Here is a 25,843-nt window from a genome sequence, read left to right as displayed (position 1 = left end):
TGCCGACAAGCCGGATGCCCGAAAATAGCGATAGCTCTCCAAAAAAAGCCAAGGTCCTCGACCTGCTTGATACGACGAAAAAACCTTCGCGGCGCGAACGCCAGCGCAAGGAGGCGGAGGTCGTGCCGCCAGCTCCGAGCGCTCTTGAGGCGAAAAAGGCCGCCGCGCTGGATCTCTTCGCGGAAGACAAGAAATCGAAGGTCCGCAAGACATCCCGCACGGGAAAAGCGGTCATCGGCACCATCTCCAAACTGCTGGACAAGGAGGACGAGAGTGCGAAAGCCGCCGAAGTCGCCGCCACCCCGGCCCCTGCCGCCGCGGTAGCACCGGCCCCCGCTGAGAGCCCGGCTCCCGCACAAGCGCAGGAGGCCCCTCTTGATCCGAAGCTCATCGTCATCAAGCCCCCGATCCTGGTTCCCGATCTGGCCGCCCGTCTCGGGCTGAAGCCGTTCAACATCATGGCGGACCTGATCAAGATCGGCGTGTTCCCGGCTCCGAACCAACCGTTGGAACCGGACATCGCCGCGAAGATTTGTGAGATCCATGGATTCACCTTCGAGCGCGAGAAGCGTGACAAGGACAAGGGTTTCCACAAGGAAGTCGAAGTCATCAAGGAGCCGGAGGCACCGAAACAGGAGCCGGAAGATCTTCTCAAGACCCGTCCGCCCATCGTCACCATCATGGGTCACGTCGACCACGGAAAAACTTCGATCCTCGACTATTTCCGCAAGTCCAAGGTCGTCTCCGGAGAAGCCGGCGGCATCACCCAGCACATCGGCGCGTATCAGGTCATCCACAACGACCAGGAAATCACCTTCCTCGACACCCCCGGCCACGCCATTTTCTCCGACATGCGCGCCCGCGGCGCGGACATCACGGACATCGTCATCATCGTGGTCGCCGCCAATGACGGCATCATGCCACAGACGCTGGAAGCCATCAAACACGCCAAGAAGGCGAAGAAGACCATCATCGTCGCCATCAACAAGTGCGACCTGCCGTCGTCGAACGTGGATCGCGTGAAATCCCAGCTCGCCGAAAACGGCCTGCAAACCACCGACTTCGGTGGCGATACGGAATTCGCGGAGGTTTCCGCCCTCACCGGCAAGAACATGGAGGACCTGCTCGAACTCATCGCCCTCCAGGCCGAGGTTCTCGAGCTCAAGGCGAACCCGAAGGCCACCGCCCGCGCGGCGGTCATCGAAGCCCGCGTCGTTCCGGGCCGCGGCACGACCGCGACAGTCATCGTCGAGTCCGGCACCTTGAAAGTCGGCACTCCGTTCATCTGCGGACCTTACGCCGGAAAAGTCCGTTCGCTCATCAACGACCGCGGCGCGGCCATCAAGTCCGCCCACCCCGGCATGCCGGTGGAGGTCATCGGCTTCGAGGAACTTCCGAACGTCGGCGACCATCTCACCGAGATGAAGAGCGAGCGCGAGGCGAAATCCCTCGCCTCCGAGCGTCAGGAAGCCCAGCGGCTCGTCCGCCTCAAGCCACAGCACCGCAACCGGATGGAAGATCTCTATTCCATGGTGCGCGACGGCGGCGGCAAGGCCCAGCTCAAGCTCATCCTCAAGTGCGACGTGCAAGGCTCCGTCGAGGCCATCAGGAAAGCGGTGCTCGCCATCACTTCCGAGAAGGTCGAGTGCACCTTCATCACCGCGGCGGCGGGCCCGATCACCGAGTCCGACATTTCCTACGCGGCTTCGACCGATGCCATCGTGCTCGGCTTCAACGTGAAGGTGGAGGCCAAGGCCGTGAAGTCCGCCAAGTCGGCTTCGGTGGAGGTCAAGCTCTACTCCATCGTTTACGAACTCATCGACCAGGTCCGTGAGGCGATGCTCGGTCTGCTCGAACCGCTCACCCGCGAGACCGTCATCGGCCACGCGGAGGTCCGCCAGATCTTCAAGCTCAACCGCGGCCGGGTCGCCGGATCCTTCGTCATGGACGGACGCATCCACCGCAAGGCCCACGCCCGCGTCATCCGTGGAGGCATCCCCGTTTTCGACGGCCGCATGTCCACGCTCCGCCGCTTCAAGGACGAGGTCGAGGAAGTCCGCACCAACTTCGAGTGCGGCATCCGCCTCGGTGAATTCAACGAATACGAGGAAGGCGACGTCATCGAGTGCTACAAGCTCGAAAAATACGCGCAGACGCTCTGAAGTAGTTTGAGAGTTTGATGTCGAGGGTTGAGAGTTTGGAAAGGGTGTCCGCGCCACTTCCAGATCTCCCCCTCTTCACGGCTCCCGACTCCCAACCCCAAACTCTCAACTTGCCATGTCCCGCCGCCTCGACCGAGTCAACGAACTCCTCCGCCGTGAAATCGGCCAGATCATCCAGAAGGATTATGAATGGCACAACCGTCTCGTGACCGTCAGCGATGTCGAAGTCACCCAGGACCTCAAGGAAGGAAAAGTCTGGATCGGCGTGCTCGGCGGCGAGGCGAACTCCGTGCTTGAGAAATTGAACAAGGAGCACGGCAGCATCCAGTCCAAGGTCATGAAGCGCGTGGTCCTCAAGTCCACGCCCGTCCTGCGCTTCCATCACGACGCCTCGGCGGTCCGCGGCGTGGAGATCGTGAATCTGCTCGAAGAGGTGGACAAGCTTCCGAAAGCTCCCGAGGAAGACGAGGAAAAGCATTGATTTTTCGAAATCGGCACACACGACGCTTTGGGACATGCGATGTTGCAAAGCCTGATCAGACTGCTGAACCGCCAGACGCTTGAAAGCGGAAACCCGCCGGACGGGTTGTCTCCCGGCATCCGTCATTCTCTTCTGGAAGACGTCTATGCCTTCGCCATCGGATGCTCGTTGGTGGTTTTCGGACTTCTGTTGTTGAAGTCCACCGGACTGGTTACCGGCGGTGTGGCGGGAATGGCACTGCTGCTGTCCTACATCACCAACTGGTCGGTAGGAACCCTGTTCATGCTCATCAACCTGCCTTTTTTCATCTTCGCCTGGCTGGGGATGGGACTTCGTTTCACCATCAAGACCATCGTCGCCAGCGTGGGAATCATGGTCATTTCCGGGTATATGCCGATGGTGGTCGAACTGAGGGCCTCGCATCCGCTCTATGGTTCCGTCTTCGGAGGTTCCCTGATGGGGCTGGGAATTCTCGCACTCGCCCGTCATGGAGCCGGAGCCGGCGGCACCGGCGTGCTCTGTCTCTACCTCCAGCGCAAGAACGGCATCAACGCCGGCAAGACACAGATGGTGATCGACGCCATGGTGATCTCTTCCTCATTGTTCTACCTGAACCCCGGAAAGATCCTCTACTCCATCCTCAGCGCCGCCGCCATGAGTGCCGTGATGGTGAGCTATCACAAGCCGCAGCGCTATCTCGGGCATTGACCGGATCTCCATCCGGAAGATCCCGTCCTCCTTCCATTCAAAAAAGGTGGATTATCATGTAAGATACCCCGGATTCTTGGTAATACTGACAGACACCCATGTCAGAAAGCCCGAGAAATCCCGAGGAACGCATGGTCGGCTGGATCGCCGGCCATCAGGCGGCCTTGCATCGCTACATCCTCTCACTGCTGCCGGACCGCAGCCTGGCGGACGACGTGCTGCAGGAGACCAATCTGGTGCTGTGGCGGAAGGCGGCGGATTATGATCCCTCGCAGCCGTTCCTCGCGTGGGCTTTCGGCATCGCACGATTTCAGGTGATGGCGGCCCGGCGGGATGTGGGGCGGGACCGTCATGTCTTCAACGACCAACTCGTGGACATTCTGGCCGACGAGCACTCCATCGACCAGCCGGCCAAACCACTGCATGAGGTGCTGGAAAACTGTTTGGGACGGCTGCCGGACCACCAGCGTGAATTGATTCTGGCCCGTTATGAACCGGGCGCGTCCGTGCGGGATCTGGCGAAGGCACGTTCGCAGACTCCCGGCGCGCTTTCGGTTCTGTTGCTGCGCATCCGCAAACTGCTCGAGGACTGCATCGCACGGAATCTCGACCAACCCGCCTCATGAAACCGGACCGACTTGATCACCTGATACAAGCCTTGTTCGACGGGCTTCTGGATGATGATGGCCGCGAGGAACTCAACGCCCTTTTGCTTGGCTCGAAAGATGCCCGCGACCGTTACCGGCGTGCGAATGATTTCCACGCGACCCTGCTGCGCCGCTCCTCGGCGGTTGAACACCTGGGAGAGGGAGAGACCATCGTCATGCCGGTTCGCGGGAAATGGAGACGCAGGATCGCCACCGTTGCGGCGGTGGCCGTGATCGGAGCAGGTTGTGCCTTCTTCATCCAAAAACCCGAAAGCCCCCGCGCACGTCTGGTCACCACCGTGGACAGCACCTGGGGTGGAGACATCAGGCTCGCCGCCAATCAAAAACTCCCTGTCTCGACACCTCTGGAACTGATCCGGGGCGTTGCGGAGCTTTCCTATCCCAGCGGAGCCCAGGTCACGCTCGAAGGTCCATGCCGCTTCCAACTCGACAAGGCGGAGGCCATCACCGTTCTGCACGGACGTGCCTCGGTACATGCGCCTCCGGGCGCGCAAGGATTCCGGGTGGACACGCCCGGTGGAAGATTTGTCGACCTCGGCACCCGCTTCGGCCTTGCGGTCGGCAGCGATGGTTCCCAACCGGTGATACTGACCGAGGTTTACGAGGGAGAAATCGAGGTCCAGGCGGTAGCCGGAAAACCTCGTCTCTCCCAAGGTGACGCGCGCGCCCTGCTTCAGGATGCGGACGGCTCGCGGCTTTTGTCTCCGTCACTGGATACGGATCCGGTGACTGTCCCGAAGATCATTTCAAAACCCATGGCGACCGTGGAGACGGGGGTGAATCTGGCGCTTGGCAAGCCGGTCACCAGCCCCGGACACTGCATCCGTCCGCATGGCTCGGTTTTTCCTCCGGGCAATCTCACCGACGGTCGCACGAACGACTCCGGCGTGCCCGGAGATTGGTCGTTCTGGCTCGCACCGAATGGTGAGAACGGAGAGTTCACCGTGGACCTGGAAACCAGCCGGAGGATCGGCCGCATCTCCCTGCAAAACACCGCGAACCGCCGGATCGACGACCGTGGCACCGAAAACTTCCAGGTCCATGTCTCAACCGACGGCATCCATTTCACCCCGGTGATCGAAGGAAAATTACCACGCATCGACACCCGTGCCGATGGTGCGTTCCCGTTTCACGATTTCACCTTCGGCGCGGTGGAAGCCCGCTATGTGAAGATCGTCGTGACCTCCCATTACCGCCATCCCGACCGTCCGGCTTCTGACAAGAACCAAGGCGGCGGGCTGAATGAAATCCGAGTTTTCTCAAGATGATCCCCCGCTGCCTTATCCCGCTGCTCGCTCTCGCCACGGTGCATGCCGAGGTCGATTTCGCGCGCGATGTGCAACCGATTTTCAACGCCCATTGTGTCTCGTGCCACGGCGGGGTGAAAGAAGCGGGAGAAGTCTCCTTCATCTATCGGGACAAGGTGCTGGGCAAAGGCGAGTCCGGAGCGCCGGTGGTCGTGCCAGGAAATCCGGATGCTTCGGAGATGATCAAACGCATCATTTCAAAAGACCCGGACGAGGTCATGCCCAAGCCCGAGCACGGCCCTCCCTTGCCCGCGGCGGAGATCGAAATCCTGCGGCAGTGGGTGAAGGAAGGAGCGAAGTGGAGCGAGCACTGGTCGTTCGTGAAACCCCAGCGCCATCCCGCTCCCTCCGTCTCAGATACCGAGTGGTGCAGAAATTCCATCGATCCGTTCATCATGGCGCGTCTCGATAGCGAGAAACTCAAACCCTCGACGGAGGCAGACCGTGCGTCTCTGCTGCGGCGTGCTTCACTTGATCTCATCGGACTTCCTCCGTCGCCTGAGGAGGTGAAAACATTCGAAGCCGACCCGTCACCGGACGCTTATGAAAAACAGGTGGACCGCCTGCTCGCCTCGCCTGCCTTCGGCGAGCGTTGGGCCTCCGTCTGGATGGATCTGGCGCGCTACGCGGATTCCGAGGGCCTCGGCCTCGACCGCCGCCGTGAGGTGTGGAAATTCCGCGACTGGCTCATCGAGGCATATAACAATGACATGCCGTTCGACCAATTCACCACCGAACAACTCGCCGGCGATCTCCTGCCGAATCCGACCTTGGACCAACAGATCGCCACCACCTTCCAACGGCTCACCCAGTCCAACGAAGAGGGAGGCACCGATGACGAGGAATTCCGTGTCGCCGCCGTGCTGGACCGCACGAACACGACCTGGGAGGTCTGGCAGGGACAAACCTTCGGCTGCGTGCAATGCCACAGCCATCCCTACGATCCCATCCAACACGAGGAATATTACAAGTTCGCCGAATTCTTCAACCAGACCCGCGACAGCGACCTTTCCGAAGACCTGCCCGCGATCAAGGTGCCCTTGGACCGCGCCAGGCATTCCGAAGCCGGGCAACTCGCGCACACCATCTCGCAAGCGGAATCCGATCTGCATGACATCCATGGCAGACTGGCAGCCTCCACCCGATGGAAACCCGTTGACGATCTCGAAGCGTCGGGCAAGGGCACCAAGCTCAATATGATCCGACAGGACGGTTATGCCGAGTTCCGCACGGAAGGAAATGTGGCCAGCAACTCAACCCACCTCCTCACATTCCCCTCCGATCACTCCGCCATCACCGCGCTGCGCATCGAGCTACTTCCCCTCGATGAAGCCCAAGCCCGTCTCACACCGGAGTGGGGCTCGTTCCTCAAGAAAATCGAGATCAGCATCCTTCCGGAAAACGGTCCGGCCCGCCCTGTGCCACTCGCCCGTTTGATCGGCGATGAGGAACATCCGTTGTTCGATCCCGAGGCATCGCTGCATGGCAAGCAAGGCTGGGGTCCATACAGCAAGATCGACCGACCGCGCTGGTGTGTCGTCATCCCACAGGAGCCGATCACCGCCGGGACGAATGAAAGAATCCAGGTGTCGCTGGCAAATGGCGGCACGATTATTTCCAGTTTCCCGATGGTGTCGAAGAGGGGTCGCCTGGCCACCACCGGCGACCAGACATGGAGCGAACTCCTGACCCGCGATGATGTCTCGCGCCTCCGCGACACCATCGCCGGATCAAACAAGACGCTGGCCGCCATCCCCTCCACCAGCGTGCCGGTCATGCGCGAACTGGAGCCCGCCGCGCGCCGCCAAACACATGTTTTCGTCCGGGGAAACTGGTTGGATAAAGGTGAGGCAGTCACGAAAGCGGATGTCCCGGCCGTATTCCCGCGGCTTCCCGAAGGAGCGCCCGCGAACCGCCTCGGACTCGCCAGGTGGATCACCTCGACAGACAACCCGCTCACCGCACGCGTCGCGGTGAACCGTTTCTGGCTGGAACTGTTCGGCACCGGCATCGTGGAAACAGCGGAAGACTTCGGTTCCTCCGGTGTGAAACCCTCGCACCCTGCATTGCTGGACGATCTCGCCGTCCGGTTCCAGACCGACTACCGCTGGAGTGTGAAGCGGCTGTTGCGGGAAATCGTGACCAGCGCCACCTACCGCCAGAGTTCGGTGATCCGACCCGGCATGGCGGAGCGCGACCAATCGAACCGGTTGCTTGCCCGTGGTCCTCGCCAACGGCTCACCGCCGAGATGGCACGCGACAACGCGCTGGTGGTTTCCGGCCTGCTGGTTTCACAGAATTACGGTTCCCCCGCCTTCCCGCCGCTTCCTCCGGGAGTATGGAAACCGTTCGTAAACGACACCTGGGACACTCCGGCGGAGGGAGATCCCGGACGCTACCGCCGCTCGGTGTATACCTACTGGAAACGCAGTATCCCCTATCCTACCTTTTCCACGTTCGACGCCCCGAGCCGCGAACTCTGCAACAAGCGCCGCATCGTCTCCAACACGCCGTTGCAGGCCTTGACGATGCTGAACGACCCTGCCTTCGACGAATGCTCGCGGGCGCTCGCCAGACACATGCGTGATCTCCCCGCTACGGGCATCCGGGAAAAAATCGCTGCCGGTTATCGCCGGAGCACCTCTCTGGAAGCGACGCCAGGTCGTCTCGATCAACTGGAGAAACTATATGAAACCTTGGTCGGGCGATTCAAAACCACCCCCGATCCCAAGGCCGGAAACAATCCGGAATCCGCAGCCTACAACGTCGTGGCTTCCGTGTTGATGAACATTGATGAAGCGCTCGTACGTTAAACAATCCGTCATTGCCCCGTCATGAATCCATTCGACCGCATCAGGCACGAACAGCTCCACCAGATCACCCGTCGTCATTTCCTGCGAGACTGCACGACCGGACTGGGAGGGATGTGGCTGGCGACGCAGGGACTCGCAGCCGCGGCAGGCAAACCAACCGTCCTCAGGAACGCGGATGATCCTCTCGCATCGCTGGCGCCCGCCCTCGCTCCGAAAGCCAAGCGGGTGATTTTCCTGCACATGGTCGGTGCGCCGAGCCAGCTCGACCTCTTCGACTACAAACCCGAGCTCAAGCGGCTCGACGGCCGGGAATGTCCGCGGGAATTCCTGGAAGGCAAGCGTTTCGCCTTCATCCAGGGCGTGCCGAAGATGCTCGGCCCGCAGTTTGAATTCAACCGGCACGGCCAGTGCGGCGCATGGGTCTCGGACCGCCTGCCCCACCTCGCGAAACACGTCGACCGGCTGTGTTTCATCAAGACGATGCAGACGGACCAGTTCAACCACGGCCCTGCCGAGCTGCTGGTTCACACGGGAAACCAGAACCTCGGTTATCCTTCCATCGGCTCATGGGTCACCTGGGGACTCGGCACGGACAACCGGAACCTTCCCGGTTTCATGGTGCTGGTTTCAGGCGGCCGGATCCCGCGTGTCGGAGCGTCCATCTGGGGTTCCGGTTTCCTGCCATCCGTCTATCAAGGGGTACAGTGCCGTTCCAGCGGAGATCCCGTCCTGAACGCGGCGAATCCTCCCGGCATCTCCCGCGACGTGCGCCGCATCGCGCTGGATGCGTTGGACAATCTCGACCGCCAGTCACATTCGCAGTTCGGCGATCCCGAGACGCTCACACGGATTTCGCAATATGAGATGGCCTTCCGCATGCAGGTCTCGGTTCCTGAAGTCATGGACATTTCCAAAGAACCCGCCGCCATCCATGAAATGTATGGCACCCGGCCGGGCAAGGAATCCTTCGCCAACAACTGCCTGCTCGCCCGCCGACTCGCCGAAGCGGGAACACGCTATATCCAGCTTTTCGACTGGGGTTGGGACTCCCATGGTTCCAATGCCTCCGAGTCGATCAACGACGGCTTCGTGAAAAAGTGCCGCGACATCGACCAACCGATTTCCGCACTTCTCACCGACCTGCATCAGCGCGGACTGCTTGAAGACACGCTCGTCGTCTGGAGCGGCGAGTTCGGCCGCACGCCGATGCAGGAAAACCGGGGCGGCACGACGAACGCCTTCGTCGGACGCGACCACAACCCCGGCGCATTCACCCTGTGGATGGCCGGCGGTGGAGTGAAACCCGGTTTCACCTATGGCGAGACGGATCCCGTCGGCTACGGTGTGGCAAGTGATCCCGTCCATATCCGGGATTTCCACGCGACGATGCTTCATCTCCTCGGCTTCGATCACAGGAAGCTCTCGTTCCCCTTCCAAGGGCTCGATCAAAAGCTCACCGGAGTCAAACCGGCGAAGGTGGTGAATGGAGTCATCGCGTGACGGTGCTCCGGTGGCCGGGCCGGGTTTCGAGCTCCGGCTAGTCCCACCCATCACGTCTTCCTGCTCTTCAGCATTTCCAGATAATTCACCGCCGCCTGGCCAAGCTCCGACTTCGGATCGATGTCCCTCATCTTTTCCAACAGCGGCTTGAGCGCGGATTTCTTCTCCGGCCAGCGCTGGTAGAGGGCGAAGCGGGCGGCTTGGAGTTCCTGCTTCTGCCTCGGCGAAAGGCGCGGATTCGCATCCCATCTGGTGAGTTCCTGATCGGCGGCGGTGAAGTCCTTTTTCTCCGCCTTGTCGATCGCAAGGTCCACGAGTTTCTCCGAGGAGAAAGTATATTTCCCGATGTAGCCGGATTTGTCATCGGGATCCGCCTTCTTCATTTCTTCAAGGACAGGCTTGTAGGCATCTTTCGGACCGAGACCCAGGTTCATGCAATCCAGTCCCTGGCCCAGGCGGCCGGCCTTCATCACGCCGGAGGAGCCGTTCGCGGATTTCCAGAACTCGTCACGCCCGCGGCGGACGGCCAGCAGCTTTTTCGTGGCATTGAGCAGACCACCCGCCGCCTCGATCTCCGACGTGCCGGAAAAAGAGCCGACCAAGCGCCCCTCGTCGTCGTAGAGCGCGACGGCGGGAACACTGCGGACCTTCGGGTCCCCCGCTTCGTTTCGTTTGGCGGCGGTCTTCTCCGACTCCGTGGGATTCTCCTTGCGGTCGATGTCCACCAGAAGGACACCGGCCCCCATGTTGGAGAGGAAACGCGGGTCATTCCAAATTTTCGCCGCCGCCTCGCCGGGACGATTCCAATCGGATCCGTGGACGAAAACCATAATGTCCGCCTTGGAGGATTTCGCTTTTTCCAGCGCGGCGGTGAAGTCGGCCACCCGTTGGCCGAACGCGGAGGACAGGCAGGCAGCCACACACAGGCTGCGGAGTAAAAGTCGGCTCATGTTTCAAGAAAGTTGGGATTCACTGCAACTTGCGTCCATAGACACGGATTCCGGCGAGGTGGAAAAATTCATCTCTGTCATCGTCACGCTCCGCCTTCACGTAGAGCACGCGGCTGGCTTTTCCTGTCAGGGGGATGCGCCATGGACCTTCCGACTCGGTGGTTCGGAACACCTCCCGCCACTTGGTTCCGTCCTCCGAAATGGAGACTTTCAAAGGCATCTGCCGTCCGGCGTTTTGTCCGTAATCCGTGCCGGTGATAACGATGCCGCTGACATCGCCAAGTTTGCCAAGACGCACGACGACGTTCGGACGGACCTGCCTGTCGGTGTGGAACGAGCCGCCGGTTTCCTCCAAGACGCCCCAATGGTTCACGGGCGAATCATACTGGCAGGTGGACGACGGCTGAAGCAGGCCTCCGGATGAGAGCAGCATCCCTGAAAAGGGTTCGACCTTCGCGGAGCTGGTCTTGCGGTAGGCGGCACCAGCTTTTCCAAGGGCTTGGAAGGCGTCGATATTGCCTGCTTTTTCAGCGGCGATCACCGCCGGAGCAAGCGCGGCCTTGATCCCCTGCTCATTGCCGCCGCTGGTGGCCGAGGCGAAGACACGCCCGAGCACCGCGAAGAACTCCCCCGCAGAATCCCCTTCCCCGAACCGTTTCTGCCCCCACGCGATGGTCGGCGCGAACCATGTTTTCGAAACAGATTGAAGGGCGAGGACCTTTTCAAAAAATACCAAGCCTTGCGCGTCATCCGCTCCAAGCGCCTTTGACTGGGCATCCAGCGCTTTGTCGAACGCCCACATTCCCGGTCCCTCTTGTTTGCAGATGAGTTCGTGGTATTTCAGGAAAAACGCTTCGCGACGCTCCACAGGCAGCGCCTTCATCGCGGGCTCCTGGATGCGGGCGAGCACGTCCCATGCCGCTTCCGGATACTCCGCGAGCGCGGTGCAGATGGATTTCGCGATGACCTCCCATGCTTCGGCCGTCGGCTTGCGCGACTCCTTGAGGAAATCCACCGACTCGGTCCACGCGGCGTAGTTCTGCGGCTGGACCTCGAGCGCCGCCGCGTAGGCTTGTTCGGCGAGGTCCGGATTCTTCTCCTTCACGGCACGCGCCTGCCAGACATGCGCCATGCTTTTCGGGTAATGTTCCCGGTCCCCGATGACCTTTTCCTGCAGGATGAGTTGTGTCCAGGTCTTCCCCCACAGGCTCATGTGCAGGCCGCGTTCCCAGCTGAGCGTGTAAGCGGGCTCCCAATCGCCGCGAGCCACCCGCACGGCATAGGCGCAGTGACCCGGCTCCCCCATGGTGGTGGCGGGCAAACCGTTCGCCCGGGCGGCGTTCGCGCCATAATGTGACAGCGAACCACAAACACCGCCGACATCGCGCACCCGCTCGGCATGGATCACATGCGTGAATGGCGCATAGTAATTCTGCCCGTGGATCGAGTCGCCGAACAGGTTGTTCAGCTTGTACGGTGCCTGCCAGCAGGCGTCGAGGTAGTCCTTCGCGGGAAGCTTCACATTGTCGCGCAGCCAGACAAACGAGTCGTCACCCCAAGCCTCGCCATTGTCAGACCAGCCGCCGTTCTGTCCACCGGAGACGACGAGGCACTTTTCCCAGGTTTCGAAGGTATCGAACTGCGGGTGCAGTTGTCCGGCCAGGCGGGAGTCACGGTAGAAATTGTAGCGGTTGATCGCCTTGTCCTCCGGCCATTTCTCTTTCGCGAACATCAGAGCGACGGCTGCGGCCGTAGTCTGCTCGTGGCGATCCAGGACACCCTGCGGATCCGCTTTCCAGATGGCGGCGAGAATGCGCAGCGTTTTCTCCGGATTCTCCAGCGGCCCGGCCAACATCAGATCCCCCATCCTCTCCTTCGACTCCAGCAGATCCCGGATGAAGCTCCGGGTTTCCAGAGAAGAAGACATCTTGTCGATCGCCGGGCCCGCCACGCGCCGCAGTTCCGCCACAGCAAGCTTGTGGCGTCCTTCGGCAGACTCGGCCTCTTGGGAATTCCGGCCAGCAGGTGATACCGCACCATGCAGGGCTGGTACGGCCGTTATGATCAATGCGGCGGGTAAGAAAGAGCGGAACATCATAGTATCACGTGCTAATTAACTCCCATACATTCCAAAATCCGTTCACTTATCAAACAAATAATCCGATCTTGCCAAACCCGGCCCTTTCCCACCTGACCGCGCCCGGTGAGTTCAACTCTTGATGGAAACCTTCAACACTCCCGGAACCTCGCTGACCAATCCGATGATTGTCCGGGTGAAATCCACCGCGGCCGCCCGCTTGTAGCGGAGATGCACCACCACCTCGGACCGGTCGTTTTCCAAGTCCTGCTCAAGGTCTGTTCCCTTTACCTGCACGGACAAGGGAGCCAGCGAGTCCACCAGCCGGTCGAGCGAGCAAACCGAAGACGTGTAGGTCACGGTGAGATCCGAATACCAGTCGATCGGGATCTTCGATTCCACGTATGGAATCGCCGAAAGGATCATCAGGGAACTCACCGTGGCCAGCAATCCGATGCCGATCGCCCCGGCTCCGAACGCGATGCCGATGATGGTGACGAACCAGATGGTCGCCGCGGTCGTGACGCCCCGGACCATGTGGTTGCTCTGGCGGATGATCACTCCCGCTCCCAGAAAGCCCATGCCAGCCAGGACACCGGCGGCGAGACGCGCGGGGTCGGGATGCCAGCTCCCCATGTTCGGCTGTTTGGCGAAACTCTCTTCATAAAAAGCATCCGAAAGAATCATCGCGACACAGGAAGCCAGCGTCACCATCAGGGTGGTCCGCAGGCCCGCCGCACGTCCGTGCTTTTCCCTTTCAATGCCCAGCAACGTGCCGGCTCCCGCCGCCAGTGCGACCCGCAGCAGGATTTCAAGTGTGATCCCTTCGAAAAAATAACCGGGAAAATCGATGGCGACCGGGGTTTCTGACATGCTTAACGACCGAAGAGGTTTCTTTGCGGCACCTCTATGGTATCATTTTTCAGCGTCAGCGCTGACTTTTGTTCATCTTTTGTGAGGTCGAAGTTCACGACCTTGCCATCGCGGATCACTTTCACCCGCCTCATTGAACCAAATTCGCTCGGCCCGCCGGCCGTCTGGATGGCACCATAGATGGTGAGGTCCTTCGTGTGGGGGACGGGACCGGGACGGCGGACATAGCCGCCCACGGTGATGACCGCCGGGGTCTTGCCCTGCGGGACCGGCTGCTGCTTTTCCGCAGCGTCAAGTGGCAGCATCGCGAACAGTGAAATGGCAATGAAGTTCCTCATGGTGGCACGATGCTTGCAGACCACTTTGTCACGTAAAGTCCATTTTGATATGACTCGGACATTTCTTGCAGATTTGCCTGCCTCCATCCCGCCGGGTTTGGATCCCGGACGACAGCCCCTCAGGCATCCGCCGGCTTGACGGAGATTTCCGGCCTGGAATTCCGGTGGATCCACACACTCTGGACCAGGCCCAGCAGGAACATGCAGATCACGACGAAAGTTCCCGAATAACTGATGAGCGGCAGCGGGATGCCCGTTACGGGCATGATGAGCACGCACATGCCGATACTCTCGAAAATGTGGGCGAAAAACAACGCGACGACCAGGCAGGCGATCAGGCGCCCGGACACGTCCCGGCTGTAAAATGCGATGAAGAGCCCTTGGATCAGCAGCATCGCGAACGCGGTGAGCAGGAGCAGACTGCCGCGGAAACCCATTTCCTCACCGATCACCCCGAAAATGTAGTCGTTGTGGAACGTCGTCTTCGAGCCGAAGCCCTTGGCGATGAGGGAGCCGCTTTCAATGTCCGACTTATACCCCGTCCCCTTCCAGCCCGCCTTGCCGACGGCCATGGAAATATAATACGGAGCGTAGGCGGTGCCGCGGATGTCCACATCACGGTTGTTCATCATGCGCAGCCAGGTATCGATCCGCTCCGGTCCCCGTTCGGATACGAGAGGCAGCGCCACGAAATAAAGCAACGGCAGCACCCCCGCCCCGATGAACGCCATGCAGGTGAGATAACGGAACGGTATGCCGCCGATGATGAGCGCGACAACGCACACCGGAATCCACACCAGCGCCGATCCCATGTCTCCCATCTTCATCACCATCAGGAAAGGCACCGCCGCCGAGACTCCGATGATGCCGATCTTGATGAACGGAGCACCGAACCAACGGTGCAGTTTCGGAAGATCCTGCAAAAGCCAGGCGATGAGCAGGATACCTGCTGTGATGCCCAACTGGGCGGGCTGGAAGGTCAGGGATCCGATTTGCAGCTGATAGACCTTTTCGTCGCTGTTCGGCATCATCAGCACCGCCCCCATGAGACCCAGGCTCACGAGGTAAAACGGGATGCCGAGCCACCGGATCCACCGGTAATCGACAAACGCCGCCGCGAAATAGGCGATGCTTCCGATGAGGATGAACGTCTTCTGCTTTGAGGCATAGTAGGCCCCCACGCTGCCGAACTGTTCCAGCGCTCCCTTCGAGACACCGCCCAGGTGCCTCGCCGCGCTTTCGATCATGAAAACTCCGAAAACCAGGAGTCCGTACATCACCAGCACGAACACCCAGTTCATTCCTAAAATTTTCCTCAAAAACGGCGTCATGACAGGCTCGGACGCGACCATACCCCGCGCGCCTGCCAAGGCAAGACGGGTGTGAAAAATCGTCATCCCCCGCTCTCGGACCTTTTCCCGTCAACGGAGAGGCGACCGGGGTTTACGGCACGGTCGACGGTCTCCAATGGCTTCCGAACATCGGAACCACCCGCCTGCGGATCACGCCCGTGATTTTTCCCAGCCACCGCACCGACCACGGAACCTTCCGCGTGGGCTGGAGCGAGCTGAGAAATTCCACGATGTCAGGATTTCCGAACATGGCGGCGAACTGGATGGGAAAGCGTCCGCCGCCCTGGTCCGCATTCGGATCCGCCCCATACTGGACCAGCAGCCTGGCGATTTCCAATCCTCCTTTGAAGGCGACTCCGGCGAGGGCGGTCTGGTTCCGTGCGTTCCGCTGGTCCGGGGCCGCCCCCGACTCCAGCAGAAGCCGCACCAGCGGGAGATGCCCATGATAAGCGGCGAGCATGAGCAGGCTGTTACCCTTCTCATCCGCCAGATTCACAGGCATGCCAGCGTCAAGCATGGGCACGAGCATCGCCACGTCCCCCGTGCGGGCGGAGTCGAGCGCGAGTTGCTGGAGTTCGGCGTAGCGCGCCTCTTCCTCAGCGGTGATTTCGGGATCATTGGTGATGCTCATGACGATGTTCCGCAGTGGGTTATCCTTCTTCCTGGGTAGAGATGTTGTTCGCTCCGGAAATCGAAGCCAGCGCCGCCCGCACGCCCGCACCGTAAGCGGGGTCCGCCTTGTCGAAATGGACCAGTTGGCGGTCGATGATTTCCTGCGGCACCCCGAGCATCGCCTCGGAGATGTTGCTGAAGAGCGCCTGCTGCTGGGCCGGACTCATGAGGCGGAACAAATTCCCCGGCTGGGTGGTATCGTCATTGCCGTCACGGTGGTTCCAGCGGTCCGCATCACCGGAGATCTTGAGGGGCGGTTCCGCGAAACGGTCGTTCTGGACCGGACCGCCCATCGAGTTCGGTTCATAGTAGGCGTTGCTGGCGGAAGGCGCGTGGAAATTCATCGGTCCGTCCATGTGGTAGGTGTTCACCGGACTCTTCGGACGGTTCACCGGCAGGGATTCATACCAGGTGCCCACGCGATAGCGGTGGGCATCCGCGTAGGAGAAGATCCGGGCCTGCAGCATCTTATCCGGTGAGAAGCCGATCCCCGGAACGATGTTGGACGGAGAGAAGGCGGATTGTTCGATTTCCTGGAAATAATTTTCAGGATTGCGGTTCAGCTCAAGCACCCCCACGTCGATGAGCGGGTAATCCGCATGAGGCCAGACCTTGGTGAGATCAAAGGGGTTGAACGCGCAGTTCTCCGCCTGCTCCTCGGCCATCACCTGGATCTTGAAATCCCACTTCGGAAAGTCGCCGTTTTCGATGGATTCGTAGAGATCCTTCTGTGATGACTCGCGATCCTTCGCAATGAGCTGCTCTCCCTCGCGGTTCGTCATCGTCTGGATGCCCTGGCGTGTCTTGAAGTGGAACTTCACCCAGAACCGTTCGTTGTTCGCGTTGATGAAAGAGTAGGTATGCGAGCCGTAGCCGTTCGTGTGACGGTAGCTTTTCGGCAGGCCGCGGTCGGACATGAGGATGGTGACCTGATGAAGCGACTCCGGCGAGAGCGACCAGAAGTCCCACATCGCCGTCGCACTCCGCATGTTCGTGCGCGGGTGCCGCTTCTGGGTGTGGATGAAGTCCGGGAACTTCAACGGGTCACGGACAAAGAAGACCGGCGTGTTGTTTCCAACCAGATCCCAGTTGCCTTCATCAGTGTAGAACTTGAGCGCCCATCCACGGACGTCGCGCTCGGCATCCGCCGCGCCCCGCTCGCCGGCCACGGTGGAGAAGCGCAGCAACGCGTCGGTCTTTTTCCCGATCTGCGAAAACACGGCGGCCTTGGAATAACGCGTGATGTCGTGGGTGATGGTAAGCGTGCCGAACGCTCCCGACCCCTTCGCATGTACGACCCGCTCCGGAATGCGCTCGCGGTTCTGGTGGGCGAGCTTCTCGATGAGCTGGTAGTCTTGCAACAACAGCGGCCCGCGCGGACCGGCGCTCAGGGAATTCTGGTTGTCTGAGATCGGGTTGCCACCGGTGGTGGTCATTTGTTTCGGGTCGGACATGGTGGTGGTTCGGTTGAGGGTTTTTCAGATGCGCTTCGTTGATACCAATATTTCTGCCATTGGAAAAGACCTCACTTTCAATGCTTGCCATTGGAAAAACCTATGGCAAAAATCCACCATGGATCTGCGCCAACTCGAATATTTCACCGCCATCGTGAAGGAAGGCTCCCTGACGGAAGCGGCGAAGCGGTGCCGCGTCGCGCAACCGTCGCTCAGCCAGCAACTCCGTGCGCTGGAGGAGGAGCTTGGAGAAACCCTGGTGCTCCGCAAGCCGCGCGGAGTCGAAGTCACCTCGGCGGGACGTATCCTGCTGGAGCATGCGGAGCGTGTGCTCGAAGAAGCGCGGTTGCTCCGCGAACGATTCACCAAACGGCGTGAAACACACGAAGGCAGCCTGATCTTCGGAATGATCCCGACGATCGCCCCGTATCTTCTGCCACGGCTGCTGGGTCCGTTTCGCGAGGCGTTCCCGATGATCGACGTCCAGGTGCGGGAGGCGCGGACGAGCGGACTCATCCAGCAGGTGGTGGATGGAAGCATCGAGTTCGCGATCCTCAGCGACGTGACTGCCCAGGACCGGAAAAAATGGTCGTTGCACGTGCTGGAGCTTTTCCGCGAACCACTGATGCTGGCGGTGCCGAGTTCTCACCCGCTCGCGGACTCTCGTCAGGCTCCCAAGCCGGAGAATCTGCTGCCGGAAACGCTGATCCACCTGCGCGACGGACATTGCCTCACCGACCGCACGCTCCAGGTGTGCCGCTTGCAGAAGCTCGATCCGAAACTGGAATGCGACCAGTTGGAAACCGCCCTCGCCATGGTCGCCGCCGGCATGGGCACAGCAGTGGTGCCCGAGCTGGCCGTGCGCTCGCGGCCCGTGCCGGGTCTGGTGTTTTCCAGATTTCACGATCCCGCGCCGGAGCGCACGATCAGCCTGATGAAACGCCGGGCTGTTCCGCTTTCCAAAGCAGCCGAGGAATTGATCGATCTGGTCAAAAACCTGCCGCAGGACAGCCGTGCTTTTTGAAAGATCCGGGGCTTTACCGCTTGTATGGGTTCGTAATCCAATTAGCTTTCCGCCATGCTCCGAAAATCCTCCATCGCCGCCTCATTTCTCGCCTCATTCGCCATCTCCCATGCCGAAATCGGCGTGGAACCCGTGGCCAAGGGCTTCGAACGTCCGGTATGGGCGGGAGTGCCAAAAGGCGTGAAGGGCAAACTCTGGGTGATGGAGCAAGGCGGCAAGGTCTGGATCGTGGATGAGAAGACCGGTGAACGCGGCAGCGAGCCATTCCTCGATGTGAGTCAGGATGTCACCCGCAAGGGAAATGAAGAAGGGCTTCTCGGCCTGGCCTTCGCGGCGGATTTCGAAAAAACCGGCCGCTTCTACGTGAATTACACGGACAAGGAGAAGCAGACACGCATCGTCCGGTTCGTCTCGAAGGACAAGAAAACGACCGATGCCTCCACCGGCGAGGTGATCTTGAAATATCCCTCCGAGTTCGAGAACCACAACGGCGGCTGGCTCGACTTCGGTCCCGACGGCATGCTTTACATCGGCAACGGCGACGGTGGAGCGGGGGATGACCCGAACAAGCGTGGCCAGGCCCTCGATTCCTTGCTGGGAAAAATCCTCCGTATCGATGTCTCGCCCGAAACCGGCTACAAGGTTCCCTCCGACAATCCCTTCGTATCCGACAAGGAGGTGAAACCCGAGATCTGGGCCTATGGGGTGAGAAACCCATGGCGCTGCTCGTTCGACCGCGAGACCGGAGACTTCTGGATCGGCGATGTCGGCCAGAACCGCTGGGAGGAAATCAACTACATGCCGAAGGGCAAGGGCGCGGGTGCGAACTACGGCTGGCGTCTGCGCGAGGCCGACAAGGAGAACCCGAAGAAAGACGTGGGCGGTCCGCTTCCGGAAGGGGCGATCGATCCGGTCTACTCGTATGACCACGGAATGAAAGACAACGAAGGCCTGTCGGTGACCGGTGGCTATGTTTACCGCGGCCCTGTCAAGGAACTGCAGGGGCGCTATGTTTTCGGCGACTATCAGAACCCCCGCATCTGGTCCTTCGAGTTGAAGAACGGCAAGGCCACCGGCTTCAAGGATCACACCAAGGCACTTCAACCCGAAGGCGGCCGCATCAACCTGATTTCCTCATTCGCCGAGGACAACGACGGGAATCTCTACATCGTGGATCATCGCGGACCCGTTTACAAGATCGTGGAGCGCTGAATCATGCGGTGCTCGGCAGACGGGCGGCGGCATCGGAATCCTGGATGAGAGATTTCAGGTTCCGGTGGATGCCCTCAAGATGGGGATCCTCCTCCAGCGTCTTGTCCGCCAGCGCGCGGGCCTCGCGCAACAACGCGGTGTCCGCGAGGAAGTCGGTGAATTTCAGATCCGCCAGTCCGCTCTGCACGGTGCCCAGCACATCTCCGGGACCACGCAGGCGGAGGTCCGCCTCGGCGATCTCGAATCCATCCGATGTCTTCTCAAGCACCTTCAGCTTTTCCAGTGACTCGGGGTTTTTCCCGTCGGTCAGGAGGACGCAATAGCCCTTGTGCCCGCCGCGCCCGATGCGCCCCCGCAACTGGTGGAGCTGGGCGAGGCCGAACCTCTCGGCGTGATGAAGGATCATCACACTGGCATTCGGGACGTCCACGCCGACCTCAATGACGGTGGTGGAAACGAGTGCCGCAGCCTCCCCTTCCCTGAAACGCCGCATGACGGCTTCCTTTTCCTCCGGACGGAGCTTCCCGTGGATCAGGCCGACCTCATGAGGGCTCAGTCGTTTTTTCCATTTCTCGAACGCTTCGGTGGCGGACTCGGCTTTCAGCGTCTCGCTTTCCTCCACCAACGGATAGACAAGATAGGCCTGGCGCCCCAGGGCGAGCTGGTCCTTGACGAATTTGGTGACATCCGTCTGCTTCGGCGCGATCCGGACCGCCGTGGTGATCCTGCTGCGGCCCGGCGGCTTCTCGTCAAGGATCGAGACATCCAGATCTCCATAGATCGTCATGGTGAGGGTTCTCGGAATCGGCGTGGCGGTCATGACGAGCACATCCGGAACGACGCCCTGCCGGATGAGTGAAGCCCGTTGGGCGACGCCGAACTTGTGCTGTTCGTCGATGACGATCAGCCCGAGATCCCGGAAAGAGACGGCATCGTAAAGCAGGGCGTGCGTGCCGATGATGATCTGCGGATCGCCGGACATTTCGAGATGGTTTCCTTCGTCCCGGTTCGCCGTCCGCAGGGCCACACGGATGCCGAGCGGCTCCAGCCAGTTGCGGAACGTGAGATAATGTTGTTCCGCCAGAATCTGCGTCGGAGCCATGAGCGCCGCCTGGCAGCCGGATTCGATGGCAAGCAGCATGGCTGCCATCGCGACGAACGTTTTTCCGGAGCCGACGTCGCCCTGGAGCAAGCGGTTCATCGGACGGGAGCTCCGCATGTCCGCGAGGATTTCCTTGATGGATCGTTTTTGCGCCCCTGTCAGGTCGAAAGGCAGGCTGGCATGAAAACTCTTGAGGTAGCGGGTGGTCTTTCCCAGCACCCGACCGGATTGCTCGCCATACCGCGAGCGGCGCCAGACCACATTGAGCTGGAGCGCGAAGAATTCCTCCAATGCGAAGCGGCGGCGGGCCTCGTGCGCCCGCTCGATGAATTCCGGGAAATGAACGTCCTTGAATGTCTGCAACCGCGGCTGCCCCTCAACGTCATCCGCCACTCCTCGGAGCGTTCCGGCATCGATCTGGTGGAGCAGCGAATGGATGATTTCCCGCAACCTCCGCTGGGCGATCCCCGCGATGTTCCGGTAGATCGGAACAATGCGCTCGATATGGATGGACTCGGCGTCGTCCTCGCGGAGGATTTCAAACTCGGGGTGGTCGATGATGAGACGTCCATTGGCCTCCTTCACCTTTCCGAAGACGCTCACCTCGTGACCCGTGGCGACCAATTTCTGGATGAACGGCATGTTGAACCACCGGCAGGTGATTTTCCCGGAGCCGAAGACTCCGCCGGCCCCGTCCATGACGAGCGCTTCATAGAATTTCCTGTGAGATCCGAAATGCTTCAGCGAGGCGTCGACGACCATGCCGCGCAGGCAGACGGAGGCGGCCGTGGGCTGGGTGGGGAAGGCATCGAAACGCCTCCGGTCCTCGTAGCGTTTCGGAAGATGATCCAACAGATCGACAGCGGTGGTGAATCCGGCCGCAGCCAGCGCGGTCACTTCCTTCGAGGGAAGAAGTGATGCGGAGGCAAGATCGGTATCGGCGGAGATCACGACGAGGTGGCTGTCAGAGCGGTGGAAGCTCGGCGAGCTTCTGGAGATAATTGTAGCTGTAGATGCCGGTGGAGTGTCCGTCACCCCAGAAAAGTTGGAGGGCGTAGCCGCCCACCGCTTCGAATTTCAGGAGGTCGAACGCACGCGGACCATGCTCCACGTGAGGACGCACGACGCGACCGAGCGCATCCGGCTCGCCTTGGCAACCGGCACAGGGACAGGCGCGGCGCAACATGGGAAGGGACAGATAGGCTTCAAATCCATCTGCGAATGAAAGGGCGAGTTCGCTGCCGATGACGGTGGCGTTTTCCAGTCTCAAGGTCATGGGACAGCCTAGTCCCTATCCGAGTTCGCCGTCCACCCGATAGGCGCGTTTGCCGAAAATCGCGGACCCCACGCGCACGTGGGTCGCTCCTTCTTCGATCGCAACCTCATAATCACCACTCATACCCATGCTGAGCGCGGGGAGTTCGACGGAGAATTCCGCTTCGAGGGAATCGCGCAATTCCCGCAATGCCACGAACCATGGCCGGGCGGATCCGGCATCCGGACCAGCGGGAGGAATGCACATGAGGCCGATGATTTCGAGACGCTTTAACTTCAGCAGGCTATCCATCTCCGCACGCAGCATATCAGGCTCGAAGCCTCCTTTGGTTTGCTCCCCGGCGACGTTCACCTGTAGGAAAACCTGGGGAAACAGTCCCAGCTCGCCTGCGATCTCATCCGCATACGCCGCGAGCCGCAGCGAGTCGATGGCATGGATGACCTCGAAATTCTGCAACAGTTTCCTGACCTTGTTCCTTTGGACGCGACCGATGAAGTGCCAATGCAGCGAACCCGGCAATGCGGCGATCTTCGGCTCCGCCTCTTGAAGTTTGCTTTCTCCGAAGACATCCTGACCCGCTTCGACAGCATCCCTCACGGCATCCGCCGGGAATGTCTTCGAAACCGCGATGAGTTGGACGGAATCCCGGTTTCTCCCCGCCCTCAAGCAAGCAGCTGAAACATGTCCCAGAACTTCGTTCAGGTTTTCACACACTTCCGACATCAACGGACTTCGGCAGCGTTTTTCAGAATTCCCGCGAGGCGGGCGTTTTCGGTGAGGTCGACCAGGTCTTTGAGGACCGAAAGGGATTCGCGTTTCAGAGGATCCAGACCCGTCGGCCACTTTGGAGTTTCATCGAGCTCCGCGGTCGCATCCTTGGCCCGGCGCATGTAATCCTTGCTTTCATCGGCCGGATTGTAAGGGACCAACGCCTCATCCTTTTCCAGATCCTCCAGGGTGAGCTTGAAGAAAGCCAACGACTTCTTATCGTCCTCAGCCATTTTGGCAAAACGCGTGCGCCGCTCCGCATTTCTTTCCTTTTGCATCGCGTCTGATTCCGCGATCTCCTTTTCCCGCGTCGCCTTGTTGAGCGAAACCTGGTTCTTCTTCAAACGATCCTTGGCCTTCATCACGTCCTGGATGATGTATGAAAAATCCTTGCACGCGTTCAGGCGCTCCTGGCTCAGTTCCTTCAGGCGGGGAAGGAACAACGCTTGCGAATCCAGCGGCTTGAAGTCCCCCGCCGGACGGATCCGGTCGTGGGGCAGCGGGTGATCGAGGAATTTTTCACCAAGGTCGAGAGCGTCGGTGAGGCTGGGGATGACAACGTTCGCCGCGACACCGTCCATCTGAGTGGAAGATCCCGAGGGGCGATAGAACTTCTGAATGGTCACCTTCAGATGACCCGCACGGTTTCTGGCGGCGAAGAGCGGAAGCATCCGCCCGATATCCATGGGTTGCTGTACCGTTCCTTTTCCGAAAGTCGATGAGTCTCCTACCACGACGGCACGGTTGAAATCCTGCAAAGCTCCGGCAAGAATCTCGCTGGCGGATGCGCTGCTCTTGTCTGTCATGACGACCATCGGTCCGGTGTAGATGGGCTTGCCGCTGTCGGAATCCTTCACCTGAACCTGGCCCAGGGTGTTCTTCACCTGAACCACCGGGCCGCTCTCGATGAAGAAACCGGTCATCCGGCGGACTTCTTCCAAGGAGCCACCGCCATTGTTGCGGAGGTCCAGAATGAGTCCGTCGATTTTTTCGTCGTTCAACCGTTTCAGGATTTTCTCAACATCCACGGAGCACCGCACCTTGCCTTCGTCGAAATCGGCGTAAAACGATGGCAGGGTGATGATACCGAGGCGGCGGGTGATCTCCTTGTCGGATTTCATTTCGATCACCTCGCCACTCGCCTGCTCGTCCTTGATCTCCACCTTCCCACGCGGGATGACGACGATTTTTGTCTCACCCGGCGCACCTCCGGCAGGTTCCACCTTCAGGCCAACCGATGTTCCTTCCTTGCCACGGATGAAGTTGACCACCTTGTCGATCTTCATGAACATGATGTCGACCATGTCTTCGGGTTTTCCGGTGTTGAGCGCATCGACACCCACCACCCGGTCATTGAGATTGAGTTTGCCTTCGCGGTCCGCAGGGCCACCCAGCATGATTCCCATGATCTTGGTCGCTCCATCCTCATCAGCCTGGAGCAGCGCACCAATACCGATGAGTTCGTTCTTCATGCCCGATTTGAACTTCTCCATGTCGGGCGGCCGCATGTAATCCGTGTGGGGATCATAGGAACGGGCGACCGAATTGAGAAAATAGCTGGCGATATCCTCCTCGTTCACGTCTTTCACGCTGTTCAGGAAACGTTTGTAGCGGAGCGAGACCTTCTCTTGGGGACTGCGGTCCGCGATACCGGGGTCCGGTTTGTTCTGCTCCTTCGCCAGCCTGCTGATCACCTCGCGGCGCAGGGTCTCGCCGAGCACCGCTTCCTTGATCTGGAGCGCCCACAGCCTTTCCGCGTCCTTGGTATTTTTAGGCCATGCCACATCCTTGCGACTCACCATGACCGATTCATCTTTGGTGAAATCGAACTGTTCCTCCTTGAGCAATTTCCCGGTCAGGGCCACGCGTTCCTCCACACGCTTTTCAAACAGCCGGTAGATTTCGGTCGCTGCCGACATGCTTTTGCCATTCAGGAGCATCGTATGGAACTGATCTCCGTATTTCTCGTTGAAGACATCGACGTCTTCTTGAGTGAAGTACAGGCGTTGGAAATCCAGATCCTTCAGGTAGTCGTCCAGAAAGCGATGGCTCAGCTCCTCGTTGAATGGCAGACGGGCGAAGTGGCTGTTCTGCAGCATGATCGCCATCTGCCTCCCCACCTCGTTGAAATCAGCCTGCTGCGCGCAAGCAGTGCAGGAGATCGCCACCAGTGCGACTGCTGACGCGGCTTTCCGAAACCAAGAAGTAGTCATGTATTTCAAACGGTGGGGTGATTGGGATATTTCAAAAAGGTGTCACGACTTTGCCAAATGTCGATTTCTAAAAAGTCGGCAGAGGGTTCAATCATCGATTCTTCTCTCGTTCATCCATTGCTTGAAGTGCGCCTCTCTCGCCGCCTGCTCAAGACCTTCCGCATCCGTTTTCCGGGAGTCGAAAAAGGGGTTGTCAGCCACCACCGGCCGACGGACGAGAGTCGCCTCGAGATCCAGCAATTTCTGATCCCTCAGCACCTTCAATCTGACTTTCGTATCCGGTTTCAATCCGGCGATTTTACGGGAAAACTCCTCGTGCGCGGTCGCATCACGCCAAGTCTCGCCATCCAGGGAAACGATCAGATCAGCTGGCCGCAGTCCCGCCCGTTGCCCCGGAAAATCCGGTTGAACCTGGGTCACCTGTATCATGCCACACGGCTCCGCCTCACCCGGCAGGTTGCCAACGAAGGCCTTCAATCCGATTCCGATGTAGCCTCTGCCCTCCTTCGAATACTGATCCGCCACCACGACACGCAGCACTGACAAGCAGCGCTCCCGAACTTCGGGATCCTTCTGCACGTGAGACGCCTTCAAAAGAATATCCGCTCCATCGCCGGGCTGGCTCCGGGTCCACGCCAACAACTCCTCCTCGGCGTCTTCCCTTTCTCGAAACCGCTGGGATCCCAGCTTTCCGACAATGCTTTCAGGAACCTCCCGACCATGGACGAAACCCGTTGCCGCCAGCATGCCCGCCATCACGAGGCAAACCAATCCTGACAGAGGCAGGGTCGTCCCCAAAGACTGATGACCTGCCGGAATTCCAAGGAGGAAGGACAGGCTGCCCGAAGGACGTTGTTCCAGACGTTTCATCGAAGGCGGCATTCACCTATCCA

22 protein-coding genes are annotated in these 25,843 nt (G+C 60.0%); 10 read left to right on the top strand and 12 right to left on the bottom strand.

Annotation, left to right across the window (positions count from 1 at the left end; genetic code table 11):
• The first annotated feature begins 14 nt into the window (after positions 1-14).
• From infB to JIN84_RS14050, 7 genes are all read left to right on the top strand, one after another.
• A complete protein-coding gene (gene infB / locus JIN84_RS14080) occupies positions 15-2,162 on the top strand; it encodes a translation initiation factor IF-2 (RefSeq protein WP_200351676.1) in 2,148 nt (715 codons plus the stop codon).
• 115 nt (positions 2,163-2,277) lie between these two features.
• Positions 2,278-2,643, top strand: coding sequence for a 30S ribosome-binding factor RbfA (rbfA, locus tag JIN84_RS14075; protein WP_200351675.1), 366 nt, complete (start codon positions 2,278-2,280; stop codon positions 2,641-2,643).
• 39 nt (positions 2,644-2,682) lie between these two features.
• Entirely contained in the window at positions 2,683-3,351 is a 669-nt protein-coding gene (locus JIN84_RS14070) for a YitT family protein (RefSeq protein WP_200351674.1), read from the top strand.
• A gap of 98 nt (positions 3,352-3,449) precedes the next feature.
• Entirely contained in the window at positions 3,450-3,977 is a 528-nt protein-coding gene (locus tag JIN84_RS14065) for a sigma-70 family RNA polymerase sigma factor (RefSeq protein WP_200351673.1), read from the top strand.
• A complete protein-coding gene (locus JIN84_RS14060) occupies positions 3,974-5,287 on the top strand; it encodes a discoidin domain-containing protein (protein ID WP_200351672.1) in 1,314 nt (437 codons plus the stop codon). Before JIN84_RS14065 ends, JIN84_RS14060 begins: the two co-directional genes overlap by 4 nt.
• Entirely contained in the window at positions 5,284-8,139 is a 2,856-nt protein-coding gene (locus tag JIN84_RS14055; RefSeq protein ID WP_200351671.1) for a PSD1 and planctomycete cytochrome C domain-containing protein, read from the top strand. The genes JIN84_RS14060 and JIN84_RS14055 overlap by 4 nt, the downstream gene beginning before the upstream one ends.
• Positions 8,140-8,160: 21 nt before the next feature.
• Complete coding sequence (locus JIN84_RS14050; RefSeq protein ID WP_200351670.1) at positions 8,161-9,639, top strand: DUF1501 domain-containing protein; 1,479 nt, start codon at positions 8,161-8,163, stop codon at positions 9,637-9,639.
• 50 nt (positions 9,640-9,689) lie between these two features.
• Here JIN84_RS14050 and JIN84_RS14045 read toward each other — a convergent pair whose 3' ends face one another.
• The 5 genes from JIN84_RS14045 to JIN84_RS14025 all read right to left on the bottom strand — a co-directional run bounded on the left by JIN84_RS14045 (position 9,690) and on the right by JIN84_RS14025 (position 15,124).
• Positions 9,690-10,589, bottom strand: a complete 900-nt coding sequence (locus JIN84_RS14045; RefSeq protein ID WP_200351669.1) for a hypothetical protein — start codon at positions 10,587-10,589, stop codon at positions 9,690-9,692.
• A gap of 19 nt (positions 10,590-10,608) precedes the next feature.
• Positions 10,609-12,687 carry a hypothetical protein gene (locus JIN84_RS14040; RefSeq protein ID WP_200351668.1) on the bottom strand — a complete coding sequence of 693 codons (2,079 nt, stop codon included), beginning with the start codon at positions 12,685-12,687 and terminating at the stop codon, positions 10,609-10,611.
• Between the two features lie 111 nt (positions 12,688-12,798).
• Positions 12,799-13,539, bottom strand: a complete 741-nt coding sequence (locus tag JIN84_RS14035; RefSeq protein ID WP_200351667.1) for an MgtC/SapB family protein — start codon at positions 13,537-13,539, stop codon at positions 12,799-12,801.
• 2 nt (positions 13,540-13,541) lie between these two features.
• On the bottom strand, positions 13,542-13,877 hold the full coding sequence (locus JIN84_RS14030) for an SLBB domain-containing protein (RefSeq protein WP_234043469.1): 336 nt from the start codon (positions 13,875-13,877) through the stop codon (positions 13,542-13,544).
• A 119-nt stretch (positions 13,878-13,996) separates the two neighbouring features.
• Positions 13,997-15,124: an FtsW/RodA/SpoVE family cell cycle protein gene (locus JIN84_RS14025; RefSeq protein ID WP_234043468.1), complete on the bottom strand. Its 1,128-nt coding sequence runs from the start codon at positions 15,122-15,124 to the stop codon at positions 13,997-13,999.
• Here JIN84_RS14025 and JIN84_RS14020 point away from each other — a divergent pair.
• Entirely contained in the window at positions 15,123-15,263 is a 141-nt protein-coding gene (locus JIN84_RS14020; RefSeq protein ID WP_200352045.1) for a hypothetical protein, read from the top strand. The genes JIN84_RS14025 and JIN84_RS14020 overlap by 2 nt on opposite strands.
• A 57-nt stretch (positions 15,264-15,320) precedes the next feature.
• On the opposite strand, the gene JIN84_RS14015 is transcribed toward JIN84_RS14020, so the two are convergent.
• Positions 15,321-15,860: an ankyrin repeat domain-containing protein gene (locus JIN84_RS14015; protein WP_200351664.1), complete on the bottom strand. Its 540-nt coding sequence runs from the start codon at positions 15,858-15,860 to the stop codon at positions 15,321-15,323.
• Positions 15,861-15,879: 19 nt separating this feature from the next.
• Positions 15,880-17,355, bottom strand: coding sequence for a catalase (locus tag JIN84_RS14010; protein ID WP_200351663.1), 1,476 nt, complete (start codon positions 17,353-17,355; stop codon positions 15,880-15,882).
• 118 nt (positions 17,356-17,473) lie between these two features.
• On the opposite strand from JIN84_RS14010, the gene JIN84_RS14005 reads away from it, so the two are divergent.
• The gene (locus tag JIN84_RS14005) at positions 17,474-18,379 is read left to right on the top strand and encodes a LysR family transcriptional regulator (protein WP_200351662.1); all 906 of its coding nucleotides are present in this window, start codon (positions 17,474-17,476) and stop codon (positions 18,377-18,379) included.
• Positions 18,380-18,433: 54 nt separating this feature from the next.
• Positions 18,434-19,591 carry a PQQ-dependent sugar dehydrogenase gene (locus JIN84_RS14000; protein ID WP_200351661.1) on the top strand — a complete coding sequence of 386 codons (1,158 nt, stop codon included), beginning with the start codon at positions 18,434-18,436 and terminating at the stop codon, positions 19,589-19,591.
• A gap of 1 nt (position 19,592) precedes the next feature.
• On the opposite strand, the gene recG is transcribed toward JIN84_RS14000, so the two are convergent.
• The 5 genes from recG to JIN84_RS13975 form a co-directional block, all read right to left on the bottom strand.
• On the bottom strand, positions 19,593-21,644 hold the full coding sequence (gene recG / locus JIN84_RS13995) for an ATP-dependent DNA helicase RecG (protein WP_200351660.1): 2,052 nt from the start codon (positions 21,642-21,644) through the stop codon (positions 19,593-19,595).
• 13 nt (positions 21,645-21,657) lie between these two features.
• Positions 21,658-21,969 (bottom strand): gamma-butyrobetaine hydroxylase-like domain-containing protein, encoded by a 312-nt coding sequence (locus JIN84_RS13990; RefSeq protein ID WP_200351659.1) that lies wholly within the window; start codon positions 21,967-21,969, stop codon positions 21,658-21,660.
• Between the two features lie 15 nt (positions 21,970-21,984).
• The gene (locus tag JIN84_RS13985) at positions 21,985-22,692 is read right to left on the bottom strand and encodes a YggS family pyridoxal phosphate-dependent enzyme (protein ID WP_200351658.1); all 708 of its coding nucleotides are present in this window, start codon (positions 22,690-22,692) and stop codon (positions 21,985-21,987) included.
• The gene (locus JIN84_RS13980; RefSeq protein WP_200351657.1) at positions 22,692-24,950 is read right to left on the bottom strand and encodes a carboxy terminal-processing peptidase; all 2,259 of its coding nucleotides are present in this window, start codon (positions 24,948-24,950) and stop codon (positions 22,692-22,694) included. Before JIN84_RS13980 ends, JIN84_RS13985 begins: the two co-directional genes overlap by 1 nt.
• 87 nt (positions 24,951-25,037) lie before the next feature.
• Positions 25,038-25,820: a PDZ domain-containing protein gene (locus JIN84_RS13975; protein ID WP_200351656.1), complete on the bottom strand. Its 783-nt coding sequence runs from the start codon at positions 25,818-25,820 to the stop codon at positions 25,038-25,040.
• Positions 25,821-25,843 lie beyond the last annotated feature (23 nt).

The sequence above is a fragment of the Luteolibacter yonseiensis genome (assembly GCF_016595465.1).
GTDB lineage: Bacteria > Verrucomicrobiota > Verrucomicrobiia > Verrucomicrobiales > Akkermansiaceae > Luteolibacter > Luteolibacter yonseiensis.
This window is presented reverse-complemented; position numbering and strand designations above follow the sequence as displayed.